General features: G+C 70.2%; 15 protein-coding genes. 4 read left to right on the plus strand and 11 right to left on the minus strand.

Features of this window, described 5'->3' with window-relative positions; translation table 11 throughout:
- The first annotated feature begins 133 nt into the window (after positions 1–133).
- Positions 134–487: a DUF805 domain-containing protein gene (locus ACFZB3_RS14240; RefSeq protein ID WP_391374660.1), complete on the plus strand. Its 354-nt coding sequence runs from the start codon at positions 134–136 to the stop codon at positions 485–487.
- Positions 488–599: 112 nt separating this feature from the next.
- On the opposite strand, the gene ACFZB3_RS14245 is transcribed toward ACFZB3_RS14240, so the two are convergent.
- From ACFZB3_RS14245 to ACFZB3_RS14275, 7 genes are all read right to left on the minus strand, one after another.
- Entirely contained in the window at positions 600–1064 is a 465-nt protein-coding gene (locus tag ACFZB3_RS14245; protein ID WP_391374663.1) for a hypothetical protein, read from the minus strand.
- A 143-nt stretch (positions 1065–1207) separates the two neighbouring features.
- Positions 1208–3952, minus strand: a complete 2745-nt coding sequence (locus tag ACFZB3_RS14250; RefSeq protein ID WP_391374666.1) for an HAD-IC family P-type ATPase — start codon at positions 3950–3952, stop codon at positions 1208–1210.
- Positions 3949–5004 (minus strand): PPK2 family polyphosphate kinase, encoded by a 1056-nt coding sequence (locus tag ACFZB3_RS14255; protein WP_391374668.1) that lies wholly within the window; start codon positions 5002–5004, stop codon positions 3949–3951. The genes ACFZB3_RS14250 and ACFZB3_RS14255 overlap by 4 nt, the downstream gene beginning before the upstream one ends.
- A 131-nt stretch (positions 5005–5135) precedes the next feature.
- A complete protein-coding gene (locus ACFZB3_RS14260) occupies positions 5136–5408 on the minus strand; it encodes a DUF6400 family protein (protein WP_391374671.1) in 273 nt (90 codons plus the stop codon).
- 92 nt (positions 5409–5500) lie between these two features.
- Positions 5501–6109 (minus strand): VOC family protein, encoded by a 609-nt coding sequence (locus ACFZB3_RS14265; protein WP_391374674.1) that lies wholly within the window; start codon positions 6107–6109, stop codon positions 5501–5503.
- Positions 6110–6162: 53 nt separating this feature from the next.
- Complete coding sequence (locus tag ACFZB3_RS14270; protein ID WP_391374677.1) at positions 6163–6912, minus strand: SDR family oxidoreductase; 750 nt, start codon at positions 6910–6912, stop codon at positions 6163–6165.
- A gap of 696 nt (positions 6913–7608) precedes the next feature.
- A complete protein-coding gene (locus ACFZB3_RS14275; protein ID WP_391374679.1) occupies positions 7609–7749 on the minus strand; it encodes a hypothetical protein in 141 nt (46 codons plus the stop codon).
- 81 nt (positions 7750–7830) lie between these two features.
- Between ACFZB3_RS14275 and ACFZB3_RS14280 the strand changes: the two genes are divergently transcribed.
- Together ACFZB3_RS14280 and ACFZB3_RS14285 are read left to right on the plus strand one after the other, a co-directional pair.
- On the plus strand, positions 7831–8082 hold the full coding sequence (locus ACFZB3_RS14280; protein WP_391374682.1) for a hypothetical protein: 252 nt from the start codon (positions 7831–7833) through the stop codon (positions 8080–8082).
- Between the two features lie 472 nt (positions 8083–8554).
- Positions 8555–10075 (plus strand): lysyl oxidase family protein, encoded by a 1521-nt coding sequence (locus tag ACFZB3_RS14285; protein WP_391374684.1) that lies wholly within the window; start codon positions 8555–8557, stop codon positions 10073–10075.
- A gap of 69 nt (positions 10076–10144) precedes the next feature.
- Here ACFZB3_RS14285 and ACFZB3_RS14290 read toward each other — a convergent pair whose 3' ends face one another.
- The gene (locus ACFZB3_RS14290) at positions 10145–10744 is read right to left on the minus strand and encodes a hypothetical protein (protein ID WP_391374687.1); all 600 of its coding nucleotides are present in this window, start codon (positions 10742–10744) and stop codon (positions 10145–10147) included.
- The gene (locus ACFZB3_RS14295) at positions 10725–11318 is read right to left on the minus strand and encodes a DUF4291 family protein (RefSeq protein ID WP_391374690.1); all 594 of its coding nucleotides are present in this window, start codon (positions 11316–11318) and stop codon (positions 10725–10727) included. The genes ACFZB3_RS14290 and ACFZB3_RS14295 overlap by 20 nt, the downstream gene beginning before the upstream one ends.
- Positions 11319–11441: 123 nt before the next feature.
- Between ACFZB3_RS14295 and ACFZB3_RS14300 the strand changes: the two genes are divergently transcribed.
- On the plus strand, positions 11442–12128 hold the full coding sequence (locus tag ACFZB3_RS14300; protein WP_391375779.1) for a hypothetical protein: 687 nt from the start codon (positions 11442–11444) through the stop codon (positions 12126–12128).
- Between the two features lie 675 nt (positions 12129–12803).
- On the opposite strand, the gene ACFZB3_RS14305 is transcribed toward ACFZB3_RS14300, so the two are convergent.
- Both ACFZB3_RS14305 and ACFZB3_RS14310 read right to left on the minus strand, forming a co-directional pair.
- Positions 12804–14786 (minus strand): TIGR03960 family B12-binding radical SAM protein, encoded by a 1983-nt coding sequence (locus tag ACFZB3_RS14305; RefSeq protein WP_391374693.1) that lies wholly within the window; start codon positions 14784–14786, stop codon positions 12804–12806.
- A gap of 127 nt (positions 14787–14913) precedes the next feature.
- Complete coding sequence (locus ACFZB3_RS14310; RefSeq protein ID WP_391374695.1) at positions 14914–16419, minus strand: CHAD domain-containing protein; 1506 nt, start codon at positions 16417–16419, stop codon at positions 14914–14916.
- Between the last annotated feature and the right edge of the window lie 41 nt (positions 16420–16460).

Consider the following 16460-nt stretch of genomic DNA (forward strand, 5'->3'; position numbering starts at 1 on the left):
TGATCACCGATCGGCGGCGAGACGGTAACGGTTGACCCGCTCACGCCAATCTGGATGGATCCGGCCACGACGGCTTGATTTGCTGGGCGCCAGCGAAATCTTGAACCTTTCTTGGGTCCTTGGGGGACGAGCAATGAACTGGTACGTGGACGTACTGAAGAAGTACGTGGTGTTCAGCGGGCGCGCGCGTCGGCAGGAATACTGGATGTTCACCCTGATCAACACGATCATCGCGATCGTGCTCATCGCCGTCGGCGCGGCCATCCACTTCAGCGCCCTCGCCGCGATCTACGACCTCGCGGTCCTGCTGCCGAGCCTCGGTGTCGCGGTCCGCAGGCTGCACGACACCGGCCGCTCGGGCTGGACGATCCTGGTCGGCATCATCCCGCTGGTCGGCTGGATCTTCGTGCTCGTCTGGCTCGCCTCCGACGGCAAGCCGGAGGAGAACCAGTACGGCGTCAACCCGAAGTACGCGGCCGCCGTCTGACCCGCCGACACCCCGAAGGCCCGCCGGAACCGTCCGGCGGGCCTTCGCGTGTTCGGCCGTGGTGCTGTGCTGCTGTGCTGCTGACGCCCACGTGCCTACGCGTCCTGGGCGTCTACGCGGCGGAGGACGAGTTCTTGTTGCGTTCGCTCTGCAGGTGCAGGACCAGGAAGAGGACGCGCAGGAGGTCGTCGGGGAGGGCGTCCAGGCCGGCGGGCAGGACGACGCGGCGGGGCCGCCCGCCCAGCAGGTCGTACTCCACGGAGAGCGGGCCGACCCCACGCACCCGGCCGCTGAACCTGGGGTGGTCGATCAGGTACGGCCCGATCTGCCGCGGGATCCCGGACCAGGCGGCGCAGTCGACGTCCCAGCTCCCGAACGTTCTGGGCACGCTGCCCAGGCGGCCGTAGCCGATCTCGACGTCGCCGATGCGCCGCAGCCGGCTGCCGAGCAGGTCGTACTCCAGTGGATGCGGCCCGAGCGTGCGGGGCCGGCCACCCCACCTGCCGTAGGTGAGTTCGACCTCGCCGATGCTGCGGAGCCGGCCGCCCAGCAGGTCGTATCCCAGTTCCAGTTCCATGTCCGCCCGCTCCCCCGCCGTCCGTCGGCATTCGACCGCACACCCGTGTTCGGTTTTCCTGATTGTGCGGCCCGTTCGGTGCGGCTTCCATGGCGGTCGTGTCACGGTTTCGTCGGCGTCGGCGAAACCCGGTCGACGGCACGTCAGGTCCTGGGCACCGGCCTGCCGTTCCAGCGGGCGAGGAACTTGCCGATCTCCCACAGCGCAAGCAGCGCGAGCGCCGGGAGCAGCGTCCAGCCGAACTGGGCGAGGTTCAGTTCGGTCGTGCCGAGCAGTCTGCGGAAGGCGTCCAGCTGGGTGACCAGGACCGCGAGGACGAACTCGATCAGCATGGCCCGGTTCATCTGCTTGCTGTCGAAGCTGGCCGTGGTGAGCACGGTGTCGCGTTCGCTGCGGCACTCCAGGGCGGCCACGATCAGGCAGAGCGCGAAGGACGTGAACGCCATCGACTGGCCGATCGCGACACTGCCGTAGCGGGATCTGCCGAGGTCGATCAGGCAGAGCAGGCCAATGGTGATCACCAGGCCGGACAGTCCGACGGTGAGCATGACGCCCCGGTTGAGCACGTGTGCGCCGCGCGGTCGCGGGCGGCGGGCCATCAGGCCGGGGCTCTGCCGGTCGAAGCCGAGCGCGAAGCCGAAGGCCGCGTTGACGAAGAAGTGGATCCACAGGACCTGCGCCGGGGTGAACGGTTCCCCGGCGGCGATGTCGAACAGGGTCGCGCCGAGAAACGTCAGCACGAACACCACGAGCAGGACGAGCACGAACCGGATGTACTTGGTGAGGTTGTCGTAGATCTTGCGGCCCTGTTCGACGGCGAAGACGATCGTGGCGAAGTTGTCGTCGGCGAGAACCATGCGGCCTGCGTTCTTGGCGACCTCGGTGCCGGAACCCATGGCGATGCCGACGTCGGCCGCCTTGATCGCGGGCGCGTCGTTGACGCCGTCGCCGGTCATGGCGACGACGCCGCCCTTCTTCTTCAGCGTCTCGGCGAGGAGCACCTTGTGTTCGGGCGCGACCCGGCCGACGACGCCGATGCCGTCGATCCGGGCGAGCCGTTCGCTCTCCGGGAGGGCCGCGAAGTCCGCGCCGAGCATGGCTTCGCCCTCGATGCCGACCTGCCGGGCGATGGCGGCGCCGGTGACGACGTCGTCGCCGGTCACCATGCGGACCCTGATGTGCGCGGCCTGTGCGTCGGCGACCGCGGCCTTCGACTCGGCGCGCGGCGGGTCGACCATGCCGACCAGGCTGGTCAGCTGGAGGTCGGTGACGTGGCCGAGCAGGTCGCCGTCCGGGTCGAACGCCGCCGGGTCGAAGGCCGCCGGGTCGAGGTCGCGGCGCGCCGCGGCCATCACCCTCAGTCCCTCGCTCCCCATCCGTTCGACCTGCTCCTGGGCCCGCTGCCGCAGTTCCGCGTCCCACGGGACGGACTCGCCCTGCCTGAGCGCCGTGGCGGCCCGGTCCATGACGGCGGGCGCCGCGCCCTTCACGAAGCAGCGCACGACGGGGCGGCCGGTGTCGTCGGTGGCCCGGTTGAAGGTGGCCATCAGCTTGTAGGTGGGGTCGAAGGGGAGCACGGCGAGCCTGGGCAGCCGTTCCCGGGTGGCGTCGACGTCCAGGCCGCTCTTGTGGCCGAGGACCAGCAGGGCGCCCTCGGTGGGGTCGCCGACGACCTTGCCGTCCACCAGCCGGGCGTCGTTGGCGACCAGGTAGGGCAGGATCACGTCGGTCATGTCCGGGGCGCTGCCCACCGGGTGCCGGATCCTGCCCTCCAGGCCGTAGCCGGTGCCGGAGACGGTGTAGCGGTCGCCGGCGTCGACGACCTCCACCACCGTCATCTGGTTCATGGTGAGTGTGCCGGTCTTGTCGGAGTTGATCGCCGACGTGAAGCCCAGCGCCTCCACCGACGGCAGGTCCTTCACGATCGCCCGGCGCCTGGACAGGTCGACGGCGCCGATGGACAGGATCGTCTGGGACACGGTGGGCAGGGCCTCCGGGATGGCGGCGATCGCCAGCGAGACGGCGCTGACGAACAGCGCGTCCCACGCCGTGCCCCGGCCGCGGCCGAGCACGAACATCAGGATCATCGTCACTCCGGCCGTCGCCGTGATCCACAGGGTGAGCCGGTCCATCTCCCGGGTCAGCGGCGAGGCCTCCCGGCGGGTGGTCGACAGCATGCCCGAGATGCGGCCGATTTCGGTGTCCGCGCCGGTGGCGGTGACCACCACCGTGCCGCTGCCGTGGGTGACGGGGGTGTTCATGAACGCCATGTTCCGGCGCTCCCCCGGCGGCAGGTCGACGTCGCCGAGTGTGCCCGCCTCCTTCGCGGCCGGCACGCTCTCCCCGGTCAGCGCCGCCTCGTCGATCTGCAGGGCGTTCGCCGCGACGACCCGGCCGTCGGCCGGCACCTCGTCGCCCGCCGCGAGCAGCACCACGTCGCCCGGTACGACCTGCTCGGCCGGGATCTTCGACTCGGTGCCGTCCCTGCGCACCCGCGCGGTGGCCTTCATCATCGACTTCAGCGCGTTCATGGCGCTGTCCGCCTTGCCCTCCTGCCGCATCCCGGCAACCGCGTTGACGACGGTCAGGACGAGCAGCAGGATCCCGGTGCTCCACTCCTTGATGACGAGCGAGACGACTGCGGCGGCCACCAGGACGAGTTGCATGTAGCTGCGGTACTGGGCGAGACAGCGGCGCCAGCCCGGCAGCGGCTTCTCCTCCGGCAGCGCGTTCGGGCCGTGGGTCCGCAGCAGCTCCGCGGCGCGGGCGGTGGACAGGCCGGCGGCCGGATCCACCTCGAAGGCGGCGGCCACCTGCTCGGGCGGACGCGCGTACCACGGCGCGCCGTCGGCCGCCCGGTCCTGCGGGACCTCTGCCGGCGCGGTCATGAAGACGCCTTCGCGTTCTTCTTGCCGCTCTTCTTGTTGTTCTTCTTCTTACTCTCCTTCTTGCTCTTGATTTTCTTGATTTTCGTCCTGTTTTTGTTCTCCGCCGCCGCGTACGGGTCCGGGGCGGCCCCCGCGGGTGCCTCGGCCTCCAGTTGCTCCCTGACCTCGGCGAGTTCGCTCCGCCTCTGGTCGCTGACCTGCGGGTACTGCGGGTCGATGGCCATCAGGGTGTGCACCAGGACGGCGGCCGCGCACACCCGGGCGAACCACTTGTGGTCGGCGGGAACGACGTACCAGGGCGCCCATTGCGTACTGGTTGCGGACAACATCTGTGAAAACGCCTGTTGATAGTCGTCCCAGTAGGCCCGCTCACGCACGTCTGCCGACGAGAACTTCCAGTTCCGCTCGGGTACGTCGATGCGTTTGAGGAAACGGGTGCGCTGTTCTTCCTTCGACAGGTTCAGGAAGATTTTCACGATCCTGAAGCCGTTGTCGGTGAGGTAGCGCTCCCAGTCGTTGATCTCGCGGTAGCGCCGTTCCCACACGTCCGGGCCGCGGGCCGCGTCGGGCAGTTTCTGGCGGCGCAGGTTGTCGGGGTGCACCCGGACCACGAGCACTTCCTCGTAGTGGGAGCGGTTGAAGATGCCGATCTCACCGCGGCCGGGCAGGTTCTGGGAGTAACGCCACAGGTAGTCGTGGTCGAGTTCGTCGTTCGAGGGAACCTTGAAGCCGACCACGCGCACGCCCTGCGGGTTCACCCCGCTCATGACGTGGCGGATGGTGCCGTCCTTGCCGCCGGCGTCCAGGGCCTGCAGGCAGAACAGCACCCCGTAGGTGTCCTGGGCGGCCAGCCGCCGCTGGTAGTCGGCGAGCTGCTCGATACCGCTGCGGAGCAGTTCGACGCCGTCCTTCTTCTTGCGGATGCCCGCTCTGAAACCGGGGTCGAAGTCCTCGGGCAGCCGCACCTTGCTGCCCGGTTTCACCCGCAGCGGCTCGATGAACTCCGCGATGCGGTCGGCACTGCCGGCGCTGCCGGCTCTGTCGTCGGCCATGGCCCACCCGCCCTTCCGGACCGTCCAGCTTCCGGCCGGCCGCGCGGGACGTCCTCACCCCTCGCGGGTGGTTCACGCCGTGCGGCGGGGTACGGCGGGGAAGCCGCCGCCCCGGTGTGCGGGCGGGAGCATCAGGCGGCGGGGTCGTCGCCGCCGGGGCGTCCGCCGCCGCGGCGCGGCAGGACGCCGGCCGCGAGCAGGGTGTCGTAGAGCCGCTGCTGTTCCGGGTCGAGGCCGGAGTACAGCAGGTCGTACGCCTCCTCCTCGCCGCGCACCATCTCGACGGGGTCCCAGTCGTCGCCGAGCGCCGCCATGACATGGGCGCGGCGGGTCAGCTCGTGACCGGTGAGGTCGACGGAGAACTCGACCGGCTCGGCGGGACGGGAGGCATCTTTGTCGGACATATAACGGAATTTAGGTAGGCCTTCCGGGTGACGACAAGGGCCCGTGGGACACATCACAGCAGGTCGGAGGGGGATGGATGGGCGCGGCCGGGTCACGCGGGCGGTTCGGTCCCGGCCTGCTCGCTCACCAGGTAGCGCGCGTACCAGTCCGGCCAGTGGGGGTCCTCGCTGCCGGTGCGTGCCTCGTGCTCGCCGTGTGCGGCCGCGGCCCGGCGCAGGGCGTCCGCGAGGTCGTCGACCGAGGAGAAGGTGGTGGTGGCGGGGTCGAGCCGTCCCGGGAGCCGGGTGGTGACCTCCTGGAGGAGCCAGCCGTTGCCGTCCGGGTCGCTGAACGACAGGAAGGAGCCGTAGCTGCCGTCAGGACCGTCCAGCCGGGCGTCGGAGCCGGCGTGGTGGAAGACGCCGCCGGCGTCGTGGAACACCTCGCTCGGGTGGGCTCCGTGCCGGGCGAGTTCGTCGTGGGCGGTCCTGATGTCGTCGACGATCAGGTGCAGGCCCTGGGCCGAGCCCGGAGCCTGTTCGGTGACCGACGAACCGAAGATGACCGACGCCGGGGAGCCCGGCGGGGTCACCTGCACCACCCGGAAGTCCCCGTCGCCGGCGACGTCCGCGTCGAGCCGCCAGCCCAGCGTGGTGTAGAAGTCCTTGGCCCGGTCGACGTCGGTGACCGGCACGACGACGACCTCCAGTTTCATGTCCATGGCTTGTGCCTCCCGTCTCGTAGGGGCGTGGGGATGCCGGCGTGGGCGGGCGGTCAGCGGGCGAGCAGTTGCTGGCCGCCGTCGATGTCGTAGGTGGCGCCGGTGAGGGCGTCGTTGACCATGATGTGCACGGCGAGAGCGGCCACGTCCGCCGGGCCGACCACCCGGCCGATGGGCAGCGTCCTGCGCAGTTCCTCGCGCCGTGCCTCCAGTTGGTCGCCGAGGAGGGCGGCGGACAGCGGGGTGTCCACGAACCCGGCGGCGATGAGGTTGACCCGGACCGGGGCGACCTCCAGGGCCAGGTTGGCGGTGAGCGCCGGCAGCGCCGCGGTGACCGCGCCCACGACGGCCATCCCGGGCGCGGGCCGCCGGCCGCCGGTGCCGCCGATGAACAGCAGCGTCCCCCCGGCCCTGACCTTCTCCCGGCCCGCCCGCGCCACCGCGAGCATCATGGCGATCCGCGCGCCGAAGTCCCGGGCGGCGTCGGTCAGATCGAGTTCGGCGAGCGGGGTGTACGACGGGTTGCCGGCCGTCACCAGCACGTGGTCGACCCGTCCGGACAGCTCCCCGAGGAACCGCTCCAGGTGTGCGGTGTCCTGGGCGTCGAGCGCGGCCGTGCTCAGTGGGTGCAGTTCGTCCGCGGCCCGGCGCAGGCGCTCGGCGTTGCGCGCCACCAGCACCAGGTCGCCGCCGGCCGCCCGCACCTGTCGCGCCGTCTCCAGACCGATGCCGGCGCTGCCGCCCACCACGACGACCGTCTGCCCGGCCAGTTCTCCGTGCGCCCCGCCCGACCCACCAGCCATGACCGCCTCCACGTCCACCGGCACCGTCCACTGCGCGGGCCCTGCCGGCCACTACCAGGAGTCCCGCCGTCCCCGCCGTCCCCGCCCGCGGGGCCGGCGGGGACGGCGGTGGTGAGCACGGCGTGGGCTTACCGGGGCTCGTCGGGGTCGACGCCCTGTCGTTCTGGCGGAAGCGAGCGGTGGTAGCGACGCAGGCGCCGTCTCGTATGCCGATGAGCAGGACCCGGCCAGCGGGGATACGGACCGATCGCTGCAACGACACACAGCGCGCGGATCAGTCGGAGCCGCACGGGACTATCCGCCACCGCCACCCGGCACCGGACTCCGAACTCTCAGTCTGTCACCCACCCGGCGCAACGGCATCCGGGCCGCCCCCTGCCCGCATCGCCACCCGCCACCCGCCACCCGCCACCTGCCACCTGCCACCTGCCACCTGCCACCTGGACCACGAGCTCACCGCCGCCTCCAGGGCCTGTGCCTGTCTCAGCGGTCAGCTCGCCGCTAGGAACAGGAAGGCGGGCCGTCCACCGGCCTGCAAGGTCACCCACTGCGCCGCCGTGCCCCGCGCAGCAGGACCCGCCATCCGCTGTGCGAGGGTGGCCTGCGAGGAACCGAACAAGGTGGGTGGGCGTCCTGAAGGCCATGATCAACGGTGCGAGGATGGCGGCGCACGGGTGGAGACGCGAGGGGGCGGCTTCAGTAGCCGTGGTTGCGGCGGTCGTGGGTCTGGCCGGGTGCGGGAGCAGCACGCCGCAGCCGGTCGGGGATCCTGATCCGGGCGGACGGTTGCTCGCGGCGATCAAGCCGGTGCTCGCCGTCGCTCCGGCGGGGGCGCATGTCTCTTCGAGGTACGCGACCAAGCCGAGGTGGGACTCCTGTGACGGGATTGAGTCCACGTACGGCTGGGACGAGCCGACGGTGAGCCTGGGGTTCACCGGCGGGGGCACGGACGCGCAGGTCGTCGCGCATCTGAAGTCAGCCCTGGGGAAGTTGGGCTGGACCTTCGATACCGCGGACTCCGCCCCCACCGGGCCTTGGTACTGGCACAAGACCGTGGCCGGGAACGTCCGGGGCACCGTGCAACTGCTGGGCGGTTCGGCCTTCACCCCCTCCGACTGGGACCTCCAGGCCACCACTCCCCCGGCCACCCACCCGGCCACCGGCTGCTGAACCGGTCGTCAGAACCGACTACCTGGACGACCAGGCGTGGCAGGACGTGGCGGCGAGCTGTGCTGTCACGTGACCCGTGAAGGCGCCCGATGGATCGCAGAGTGCCTCATGAGCCGTTGAACACCCACAACCGTCGCAGACCCTGCTGTCGGCGCCTCTTGTCCAGCGCCGTGAGCCCGAGATCGCGCCCTGTGCAGATGTCGGCGAGCGCTCACCGCCCGGCAGACGGTCCGTAGGCGCGGAAGCCGCGCACCGGTCTCCGTACCTTCTCCCCTTCTCCGGCACGGCCGAGTGGCAGACGGTCGCCGATCGCCGAGTTGACAGCGTCAACGAGCCGCCGTTCAGGGCGACTTCAGGTCGCCAGGCAACCTGAACCGAATTTCCGGCCTTTTCACAGATGGCACACAAGTACATCCTTCCGTGCCTGCAAGACGTGCACGACTCGTCCCGACCAGACGGAGAAAGAGCACCCATGACCAGACACCACCCCAATGCCTTACGGCGTTCGGCGGTCATCGCCGCTGCCGCCCTCACCGTCGGCGCCGCCGGAACCCTCGCCGCGCCCGGCGCGGGAGCGGCTACACCGGCGGGTACGCCGAAGCTCGAACTGATCGCCGCCACCCCCGCGGTGACCGTCGACCGATGGGAAGGCGAGCCGGGGATCTACCTGGACCTCGGCACTTACATCACGGTCGACAAGGGACCGTTCGAGCTGCGGGTGACGCGCAAGTCCTACAACGACCCCGTCGTCGCGTCGCAGGTGATCCGCTCCGGCGGCCGGACGGTGACCAGGACCCTGCCGAAGGGCCTGGTGAAGGACTTCTCGGGTCTGCCGGGCTTCCTCAAGGTCAGCATCAGCGACGAGTCGGGGGCGAAGAAGGTCGACACCACGCAGTCGTTCTGCCCGAACAACCAGGCGGGCCGGATCCGGCCGGATGCACCGGCCACCTCGAAGTACCCCGACGGCTGCTCCGACAACCCGTTCGCGCTGGGCGGGGTGTGGGGTGTCGAGAAGGGCTGGGCGGCCGCCACGTCCCAGGGCTTCCGCGGGGACAATGCGATCGACCTGCCGGCCGGCGTCTACACCGCGAAGGTGTCGGTGGCGAAGAAGTACCGCGACCTGTTCGGAATACCCGACAAGACCCAGACCATCAAGGTGACGGTCCGCCAGCAGGACTCCGGCGGGGGCCAGGGGCTGGCCGGCGCCAGGCGCGGGCAGAAGAGCACGTCGAAGAGCCCGAAGCCGGCCGCCGGACGCCCGGTCGGCAAGGCGGCCGTGGCCGCCGCCATGCCCAAGCCCGACCTGCGGGCCCTCCCCGCGTACGGCATCGCGATCACCGACGGGGCCGAGGGCGGAGCGGGAGCCGCCCCGGGCAAGGAGTACCTCGCCTTCAGCGCCACCGTCTGGAACGGCGGCCCCTCGCCGCTGGTCGTGGACGGGTTCCGCAAGCCCGGCGCGGAGAAGATGGACGCGTACCAGTACTTCTACGACGCCAAGGGCAAGCAGGTCGGGTACACGCCCACCGGCACCATGGAGTGGGATCCGCGGGAGGGCCACCAGCACTGGCACTTCAGCGACTTCGCCAGCTACCGGCTGCTCGGCGCGGACAAGAAGGAGATCGTCCGCAGCGGCAAGGAGGCGTTCTGCCTCGCCAACACCGACGCCATCGACTACACGGTGAAGAACGCCAACTGGCACCCGTACAACACCGACCTCGCCACCGCCTGCGGTGAGGAGACCGCCGTCTCGGTGCGCGAGGTGCTCGACGTCGGCAACGGCGACACCTACAGCCAGTACCGGCCCGGCCAGTCCTTCGACGTCACGGACCTGCCGAACGGCACCTACTACATCCAGGTCATCGCCAACCCCGACAACCGGCTCAAGGAACAGAGCACGGCCAACAACGTCACGTACCGCAAGGTCGTCCTCGGCGGCACGCCGGGCGCCCGCACGGTGACCGTGCCGAAGTACGGCCTCATCGACGCTCCCTGACCACCCCGCGGGCGGGGGCAGACGCCTCCGCCCGCTCACCGGCAGGACGGTCGCTTCCCGATCGCCGTTTCAAAGACCGTCGGGGTTTCGAGGCAGCCAGTCCTGGTGGCTGTCACGTATTCGGTCGCGTTCCGCGGAGTTCGTTGCGATGACGTCAGCGCCGCCGTCGTACGGATGGTGGATGCGCGTGAGGTTGCTGTCGGTGATGATCACTCCGCTGAGCACGTCGTCTGCCACTTCGCGGAGGATGTCGTCGACCGTGCCTGGTCGCCAGGGGCGACGGTCAGCGTAGAGGTGCGTGTAGCTGTGGGGTTCGGGGTCGGGATCGTCGTCGTACGCGAGTGTCGTCCATCGGGTGCCTCGGGGGTGTACCTCTTGCCGTCGCAGCGGGCGTTCAGGTCCGTCCGGTTCCCAGGACCAGGCCATGGTGATGACGTAGACGTCGCTGCCCTCGAAGAGTTCGTCCAGGATCGTGTTGTACCGGTGGAGGGCGATGGCGTACTCGCCCTCGGTCTCCGGGTAGCGCTTTGCGCCCGGGAGACTGTGGAACCGCACCCAACGGTCGCTGTATGCAGTGCGCAGTTCGTGTGCGATGGGAGGCCCCTTGGGGAACTGGTGCTGCCACAGTGCCGACAGGCGGATCAGGCCGTCATCCCCGTAGATGGGCAAGGAACGCGTCCTCAACGGGATAGGGGTGCTCCTGGGGCAGCAGTCGGTTGGCTGAGTCCAGGTCACCGCTGCGGACGAGGGCGTGGATCTCGTGGGCGAGTGGTGTGACGTCCCGGATGGCGACCGTCCACTCGTCCGCGTAGCGTCGTGCGGCCTCACCGGAAACGCCGAGCTGCAGAGATCGGTACGGCAGGGGCTGCAGGTGCAGATCCCGCTCGGGGTCCCACTGCACGCGAGCGGGCGCCCGCTTCAACTGACGCTGCCAGGCGGCTCGGTCGGCATGCATCCCGGGGGCGTAGCTCGACAGACACGCGTTGCGCAGCGCCCAATCGAAGCCGTCACGGCCGATCTCGACAGCCAGCACGGTCTCCTGCCCCTCCTTGGTGCCCCAGCCGCAGCGGTACATCATCCACAGGAACGACGGTTTGATCCACGTCATCCTGTCGCGTTTCCATACAGTGGGAAAACGGCCCTCCCGGACGGCGGGCAGGCCGATCTCCGGGGCGTATGCCTGGTAAACGGTGATCGTGGATGCCGTGTGCAACGCGCGGATCCTGTGTCGCGGTTCCTCCATGACGTAAAGGGTGGGCTGCTCCGTCCCTGCCAGCCATCCATTTTCGAACGCGACTGATGCCGCCCATGGGGCCCGCAGGGTTTGAGGGTTCAGGCGAGGGACCGGTTCAATGGCGTCGTGACCATGACGCCGACAGATCCTACGAGCATCATTGCCGGACGGGCCTCACTCGACGACGTCATGGCGGAGCTGTCCCGGCGCAGGCCGGTCTTCCACTCCGAAGCCGACCTCCAACATGGTTTCGCCCGGGTCCTCTGGGAGTTGGCGCCGGACGTGCAGTCGCGGCTTGAGGTGCCGCAGCGGGGGCCGGGCAAGACCGAGTATCTCGACCTCCAGTGCCTCGGGCCCGAGGGCCGCACTGCAATTGAATTCAAGTACTTCACCCGAGGCTGGACCGGCAAGGCCGGCACTCCGGTCGAGGACTACGCCCTGAAGGCGCATGGCGCCACCGACCTTGCCCGCCTGCACTTTGTCCGGGACATAGCGAGGCTGGAGCGCTTCTGTCGTCGGCCCGGTCAGAACGGTCTTGCCCTCATGCTGTCCAACGAGGCGTCCCTGTGGACTCTCCCGGATCCTGGCCGCCGACGTACTCGGGATCACGACTACCGGATTCACCACGGACGGGAACTGGCGGGAACGCTGCTCTGGGCCGAGGGGACCTATGAGCCGAACACCTGCAGTCTGCGAGGTGCGTACCCCCTCAAGTGGGAGATGTACTCCGAACAGGTCGGAGCAGGTGGAGAGTTTCGCTACCTGGCGGTGTTCGTCGGTTCATCGGCAGGCGGAGTCGACGCCGCCGCAGGTGCGTAGTCGGTTCGTGCGCTCGTGCTCCCATGCCCGGCGAGGCCGACGCCGCTGGACGACCGGCGACGGCTTTCAGGCGGCGGCCTCGGGCTGGTCGCCGGGGGCTTGGTGAGCGCCTTGCCGGTGGTCCTCCCGTCGGCCGGGCCTCCTGCTGTGTGAGCGCAGCACGCGTCTGTGGAGGATGGTCGGCGTCAGTGACACTTAGCTGAGCAGGCGCCGAATGCAGCCTGCCCACAACTCTTGGCCCGGGCCCGGGACGCACAACCGCCCTCGGCAGGGGGTCAGCCAACCGCGGGAGACGGAACGAGCCCCGCCGGGCAAGAGGTGCCTGGTCGGCCTCGAACGGGTCACTCTCCTCGGCTCCCGTCCCGCCCAACCCGCAGTACCCGCCCGGGTTTTTGTTGCCCGGAAGGGTACTGGTGGTGGTACCGCTCAGCCCGGCAGATGCTGTTCGGCGCCTCCTACTGCGGCCCGTCGCCACCCGCAGTGCGGGCAGCCGCAGGCGGCCACTTCGGGGACCGCCGCCTCCTCACGCCCATTCCGCCTCGGAAATGATCTGCGGGGCCCGCACCGGACTCGGCAGCGGCGTCCCGAAGGGAACCGACGGCACCGCCAGGCGGGAACCGGGAACGTGGAAGGCTTACCGCAGCCGACGCCGCAGCCGCTTCCTCCGCTCCCGCCTCAGTGCACGTGCCCGCTCGAAGCCGGGGCCGGACCCGTGTTCTTGACCGTCAGGGGCAGCAGCTTCTTGCCCGTCGGCCCCACCTGGATCTGGGTGTCCATGGCCGGGCACACCCCACAGTCGAAGCAGGGCGTCCAGCGGCAGTCCTCGACCTCTGTCTCGTCGAGAGCGTCCTGCCAGTCCTCCCAGAGCCAGTCCTTGTCGAGGCCGGAGTCAAGGTGGTCCCAGGGGAGGACCTCCTCGTAGGTGCGCTCGCGGGTGGTGTACCAGTCGACGTCCACGCCGGAGGAGGCCAGGGCCTTGTCGGCGCAGGCCATCCAGCGGTCGTAGGAGAAGTGCTCGCGCCAGCCGTCGAAGCGGCCGCCGTCCTCGTAGACGGCGCGGATGACGGCGCCGATGCGGCGGTCGCCCCTCGACAGCAGGCCTTCCACGATGCCGGGCTTGCCGTCGTGGTAGCGGAAGCCGATCGAGCGGCCGTACTTCTTGTCGCCGCGGATCTTGTCGCGGAGCTTCTCCAGGCGGGCGTCGGTCTCCTCGGCGGAGAGCTGCGGGGCCCACTGGAAGGGGGTGTGGGGCTTGGGGACGAAGCCGCCGATGGAGACCGTGCAGCGGATGTCGTTGGAGCGGGAGACCTCGCGGCCCTTGGCGATGACCTTGGTCGCCATGTCGGCGATCTGGAGGACGTCGTCGTCGGTCTCGGTGGGCAGGCCGCACATGAAGTAGAGCTTCACCTGGCGCCAGCCGTTGCCGTAGGCCGTCGAGACGGTGCGGATGAGGTCGTCCTCCGAGACCATCTTGTTGATGACCTTGCGGATCCGTTCCGAGCCGCCCTCGGGGGCGAAGGTGAGGCCGGAGCGGCGGCCGTTGCGGGTGAGTTCGTTGGCCAGGTCGATGTTGAAGGCGTCGACGCGGGTGGAGGGCAGGGAGAGGCCGATCTTGTCCTCGGTGTAGCGGTCGGCCAGGCCCTTGGCGATGTCGCCGATCTCGGAGTGGTCGGCCGAGGACAGGGAGAGCAGGCCGACCTCCTCGAAGCCGGTCGCCTTGAGGCCCTTGTCGACCATCTCGCCGATGCCGGTGATGGAGCGTTCGCGGACCGGGCGGGTGATCATGCCGGCCTGGCAGAAGCGGCAGCCGCGGGTGCAGCCGCGGAAGATCTCGACGGACATGCGCTCGTGGACCGTCTCGGCGAGCGGGACGAGGGGCTGCTTGGGGTACGGCCACTCGTCGAGGTCCATGACGGTGTGCTTGGAGACCCGCCACGGGACGCCGGACCTGTTGGGGACCACGCGGGCGATGCGGCCGTCGGGGAGGTACTCGACGTCGTAGAAGGCCGGGATGTAGACGGAGCCGGTCTTCGCGAGGCGGAGGAGGACCTCCTCGCGGCCGCCGGGGCGGCCCTCCGCCTTCCACTCGCGGATGATCTTCGTCATGTCGAGGACGGCCTGCTCGCCGTCGCCGATGATCGCCGCGTCGATGAAGTCCGCGATCGGTTCCGGGTTGAAGGCCGCGTGCCCGCCGGCGAGGACGATCGGGTGGTCGAGCGTGCGGTCCCTGGACTCCAGGGGGATGCCGGCCAGGTCCAGGGCCGTGAGCATGTTCGTGTAGCCCAGCTCGGTGGAGAAGGACAGGCCGAACACGTCGAAGGCCTGCACGGGGCGGTGGCTGTCCACGGTGAACTGGGGGACGCCGTGCTCGCGCATCAGCGCCTCCAGGTCCGGCCACACGCTGTAGGTGCGCTCGGCGAGGACGCCCTCCTGCTCGTTGAGGACCTCGTAGAGGATCATGACGCCCTGGTTGGGCAGCCCGACCTCGTAGGCGTCCGGGTACATGAGCGCCCAGCGGACGTCGCAGGCCTCCCACGGCTTGACCGTGGAGTTGAGCTCGCCGCCGACGTACTGGATCGGCTTCTGTACGTGCGGGAGCAGCGCTTCGAGCTGCGGGAACACAGACTCGGCGACCTGAGCGGCGGCTTCGGCAGGCATCTCGCGGACCTTTGTGAGGTGGCTGGGGGCGACTCCCCGGCCGGAGGCCGGGGCGGTTCCCCGGCCGTGACCGGGGAGGGTGACCATCAAGCCTAACCCGGTCGGCGGACTCCCCCGTACGCCCGGATCACACCGGCGTCCCGGCCTTGATGCGTGCCCAGGCCTCCGGTGTCCCGGCCTCCACTGCCGCCGCGCGCTGCTCCTCGCGGCCGTAGAGCAGCCCGTACGTGAACGTGCTCTCCCCGGCCGCGTGGGCCACCGCGGCCAGCTCGCGCAGGGTCTCGCGGGCCATCACGCTGTCCTGGTGCTCGCCGAGCATGGTCTGGAGCGCCTTCATGGCGGCGAGCAGGGCTTTGGCCGGCTTGCCGAGTACGGGGCGGGTGGCCTCGGCCGCGTAGCGGGTGCGCTTGGCCTTCTTGCGGGCCTCGTGCAGGCCGAGGTCGCGGTCGTGGCCGGGGGGCTGTGCCATGCCGGTCTCGATCAGGTCGGCGACCTTCGCGAAGTCCCTGCGCACGGCCTTGGCGAGGATCTCCCCGGGGTCTCCGGCGGCCGCCTTCAGCAGGGGCGGGTCGGCGGCGAGGGTGTCCAGGGTGTCGAGGAGTGCCAGGTAGCGCCGGGAGTCGAGGACGCCGAGGAGCCGGCTGCGGGAGCCGCGTTCGCTCGCCTCGGCCCAGTGGTGCAGGCGGTCGTGGACGGGGCCGTCGACGAGGGCGGGGGGTACGGCGGCGAGGTCTGCCAGCAGGCGTTCGGCCAGGACCTCCTGGTCGCGGCCCACGCCCAGTTCGCCGGCCAGCCATTTCAGCTCGTCGGCGACCGGGTCGGTGACCTGCCGGTCGAGGACCTTGCCGAAGGTGCGGAAGGTGCTGCGCAGCCGGCGGGTGGCGACCCGCATGTCGTGCACGCCCTCCTCGGTGTCCAGGCGGACGGCCGGGTCGAGCTCGACGATCGCGTCGCGCTGGGCGCGGACGTAGGCCATGACGTGGTCGCCGGCGGTGGCGGGCGGGGCGGAGCCGGTCTTCGGCGGGCGGGGCTTGCCGCCCTTGGTCTCGGCGAGGGCGCGGGCGAGCTTGGAGGCGGACTTCGAGGGGCGTACGCCCGCCTTGCCCAACCGTTTCTCCACCTTGTCGAGGAAGGCGGGGTCGCCGCCGTCGGCGAGTTCCACCTCGATCTCGGTCCACTGGGCCCTGCCGTCGCCGCCGAAGAGCCGGTCGGCCCGGACGCGGTCCACGCTCACCTCGGCGAGCAGGGCGCCGTCGGCGTCGACGAGGTGCCGGACGTCGCGGGTGGTGCGCAGCCGGATCACCGGGACCAGCCGGCCTTCGCGGACCCGGGAGCGGGCCAGGGCGGCGAGTTCGTCGGGGAGCGTGTCGGAGAGGGGGGCGTGGATCTCGTCCCGGACGCCGGGGGCGACGGGGAGTTTGAGGTGCCAGCCGGCGTCACTGCCTCCGCTGCGGCGGCGCAGGGTGACCTTGGCCGAGGCGAGGCGCAGGTCGGAGGTGTCGTGATAGGTCGCGTCGAGGTCGGCGGTGCCCTTGTCCACGACGTTCGCCACCCCCGCGACGCCGGTCAGGTCGGGCAGGCCGCTGTCGTCGGACTCGTACTTGCGCTCGATTTCACGCTTCGTATCCGCCATGAACAGAATCTAATGGCCGAGCACCGCAGGGGCCAGCGGCC

Source organism: Streptomyces sp. NPDC008092, assembly GCF_042957285.1.
In the GTDB taxonomy this organism is placed as follows: domain Bacteria; phylum Actinomycetota; class Actinomycetes; order Streptomycetales; family Streptomycetaceae; genus Streptomyces.

Coding starts and splice junctions, on each gene's coding strand:
- ACFZB3_RS14265 (WP_391374674.1), bottom strand. CDS start 6,109: ATGGACATGAAACTGGAGGTCGTCGTCGTGCCGGTCACCGACGTCGAC.
- ACFZB3_RS14295 (WP_391374690.1), bottom strand. CDS start 11,318: ATGGAGGAACCGCGACACAGGATCCGCGCGTTGCACACGGCATCCACG.
- ACFZB3_RS14250 (WP_391374666.1), bottom strand. CDS start 3,952: ATGACCGCGCCGGCAGAGGTCCCGCAGGACCGGGCGGCCGACGGCGCG.
- ACFZB3_RS14305 (WP_391374693.1), bottom strand. CDS start 14,786: ATGCCTGCCGAAGCCGCCGCTCAGGTCGCCGAGTCTGTGTTCCCGCAG.
- ACFZB3_RS14240 (WP_391374660.1), top strand. CDS start 134: ATGAACTGGTACGTGGACGTACTGAAGAAGTACGTGGTGTTCAGCGGG.
- ACFZB3_RS14285 (WP_391374684.1), top strand. CDS start 8,555: ATGACCAGACACCACCCCAATGCCTTACGGCGTTCGGCGGTCATCGCC.
- ACFZB3_RS14255 (WP_391374668.1), bottom strand. CDS start 5,004: ATGGCCGACGACAGAGCCGGCAGCGCCGGCAGTGCCGACCGCATCGCG.
- ACFZB3_RS14275 (WP_391374679.1), bottom strand. CDS start 7,749: ATGCGCCCCCGCCGGAGCGACGGCGAGCACCGGCTTGATCGCCGCGAG.
- ACFZB3_RS14300 (WP_391375779.1), top strand. CDS start 11,442: ATGACGCCGACAGATCCTACGAGCATCATTGCCGGACGGGCCTCACTC.
- ACFZB3_RS14260 (WP_391374671.1), bottom strand. CDS start 5,408: ATGTCCGACAAAGATGCCTCCCGTCCCGCCGAGCCGGTCGAGTTCTCC.
- ACFZB3_RS14310 (WP_391374695.1), bottom strand. CDS start 16,419: ATGGCGGATACGAAGCGTGAAATCGAGCGCAAGTACGAGTCCGACGAC.
- ACFZB3_RS14245 (WP_391374663.1), bottom strand. CDS start 1,064: ATGGAACTGGAACTGGGATACGACCTGCTGGGCGGCCGGCTCCGCAGC.
- ACFZB3_RS14270 (WP_391374677.1), bottom strand. CDS start 6,912: ATGGCTGGTGGGTCGGGCGGGGCGCACGGAGAACTGGCCGGGCAGACG.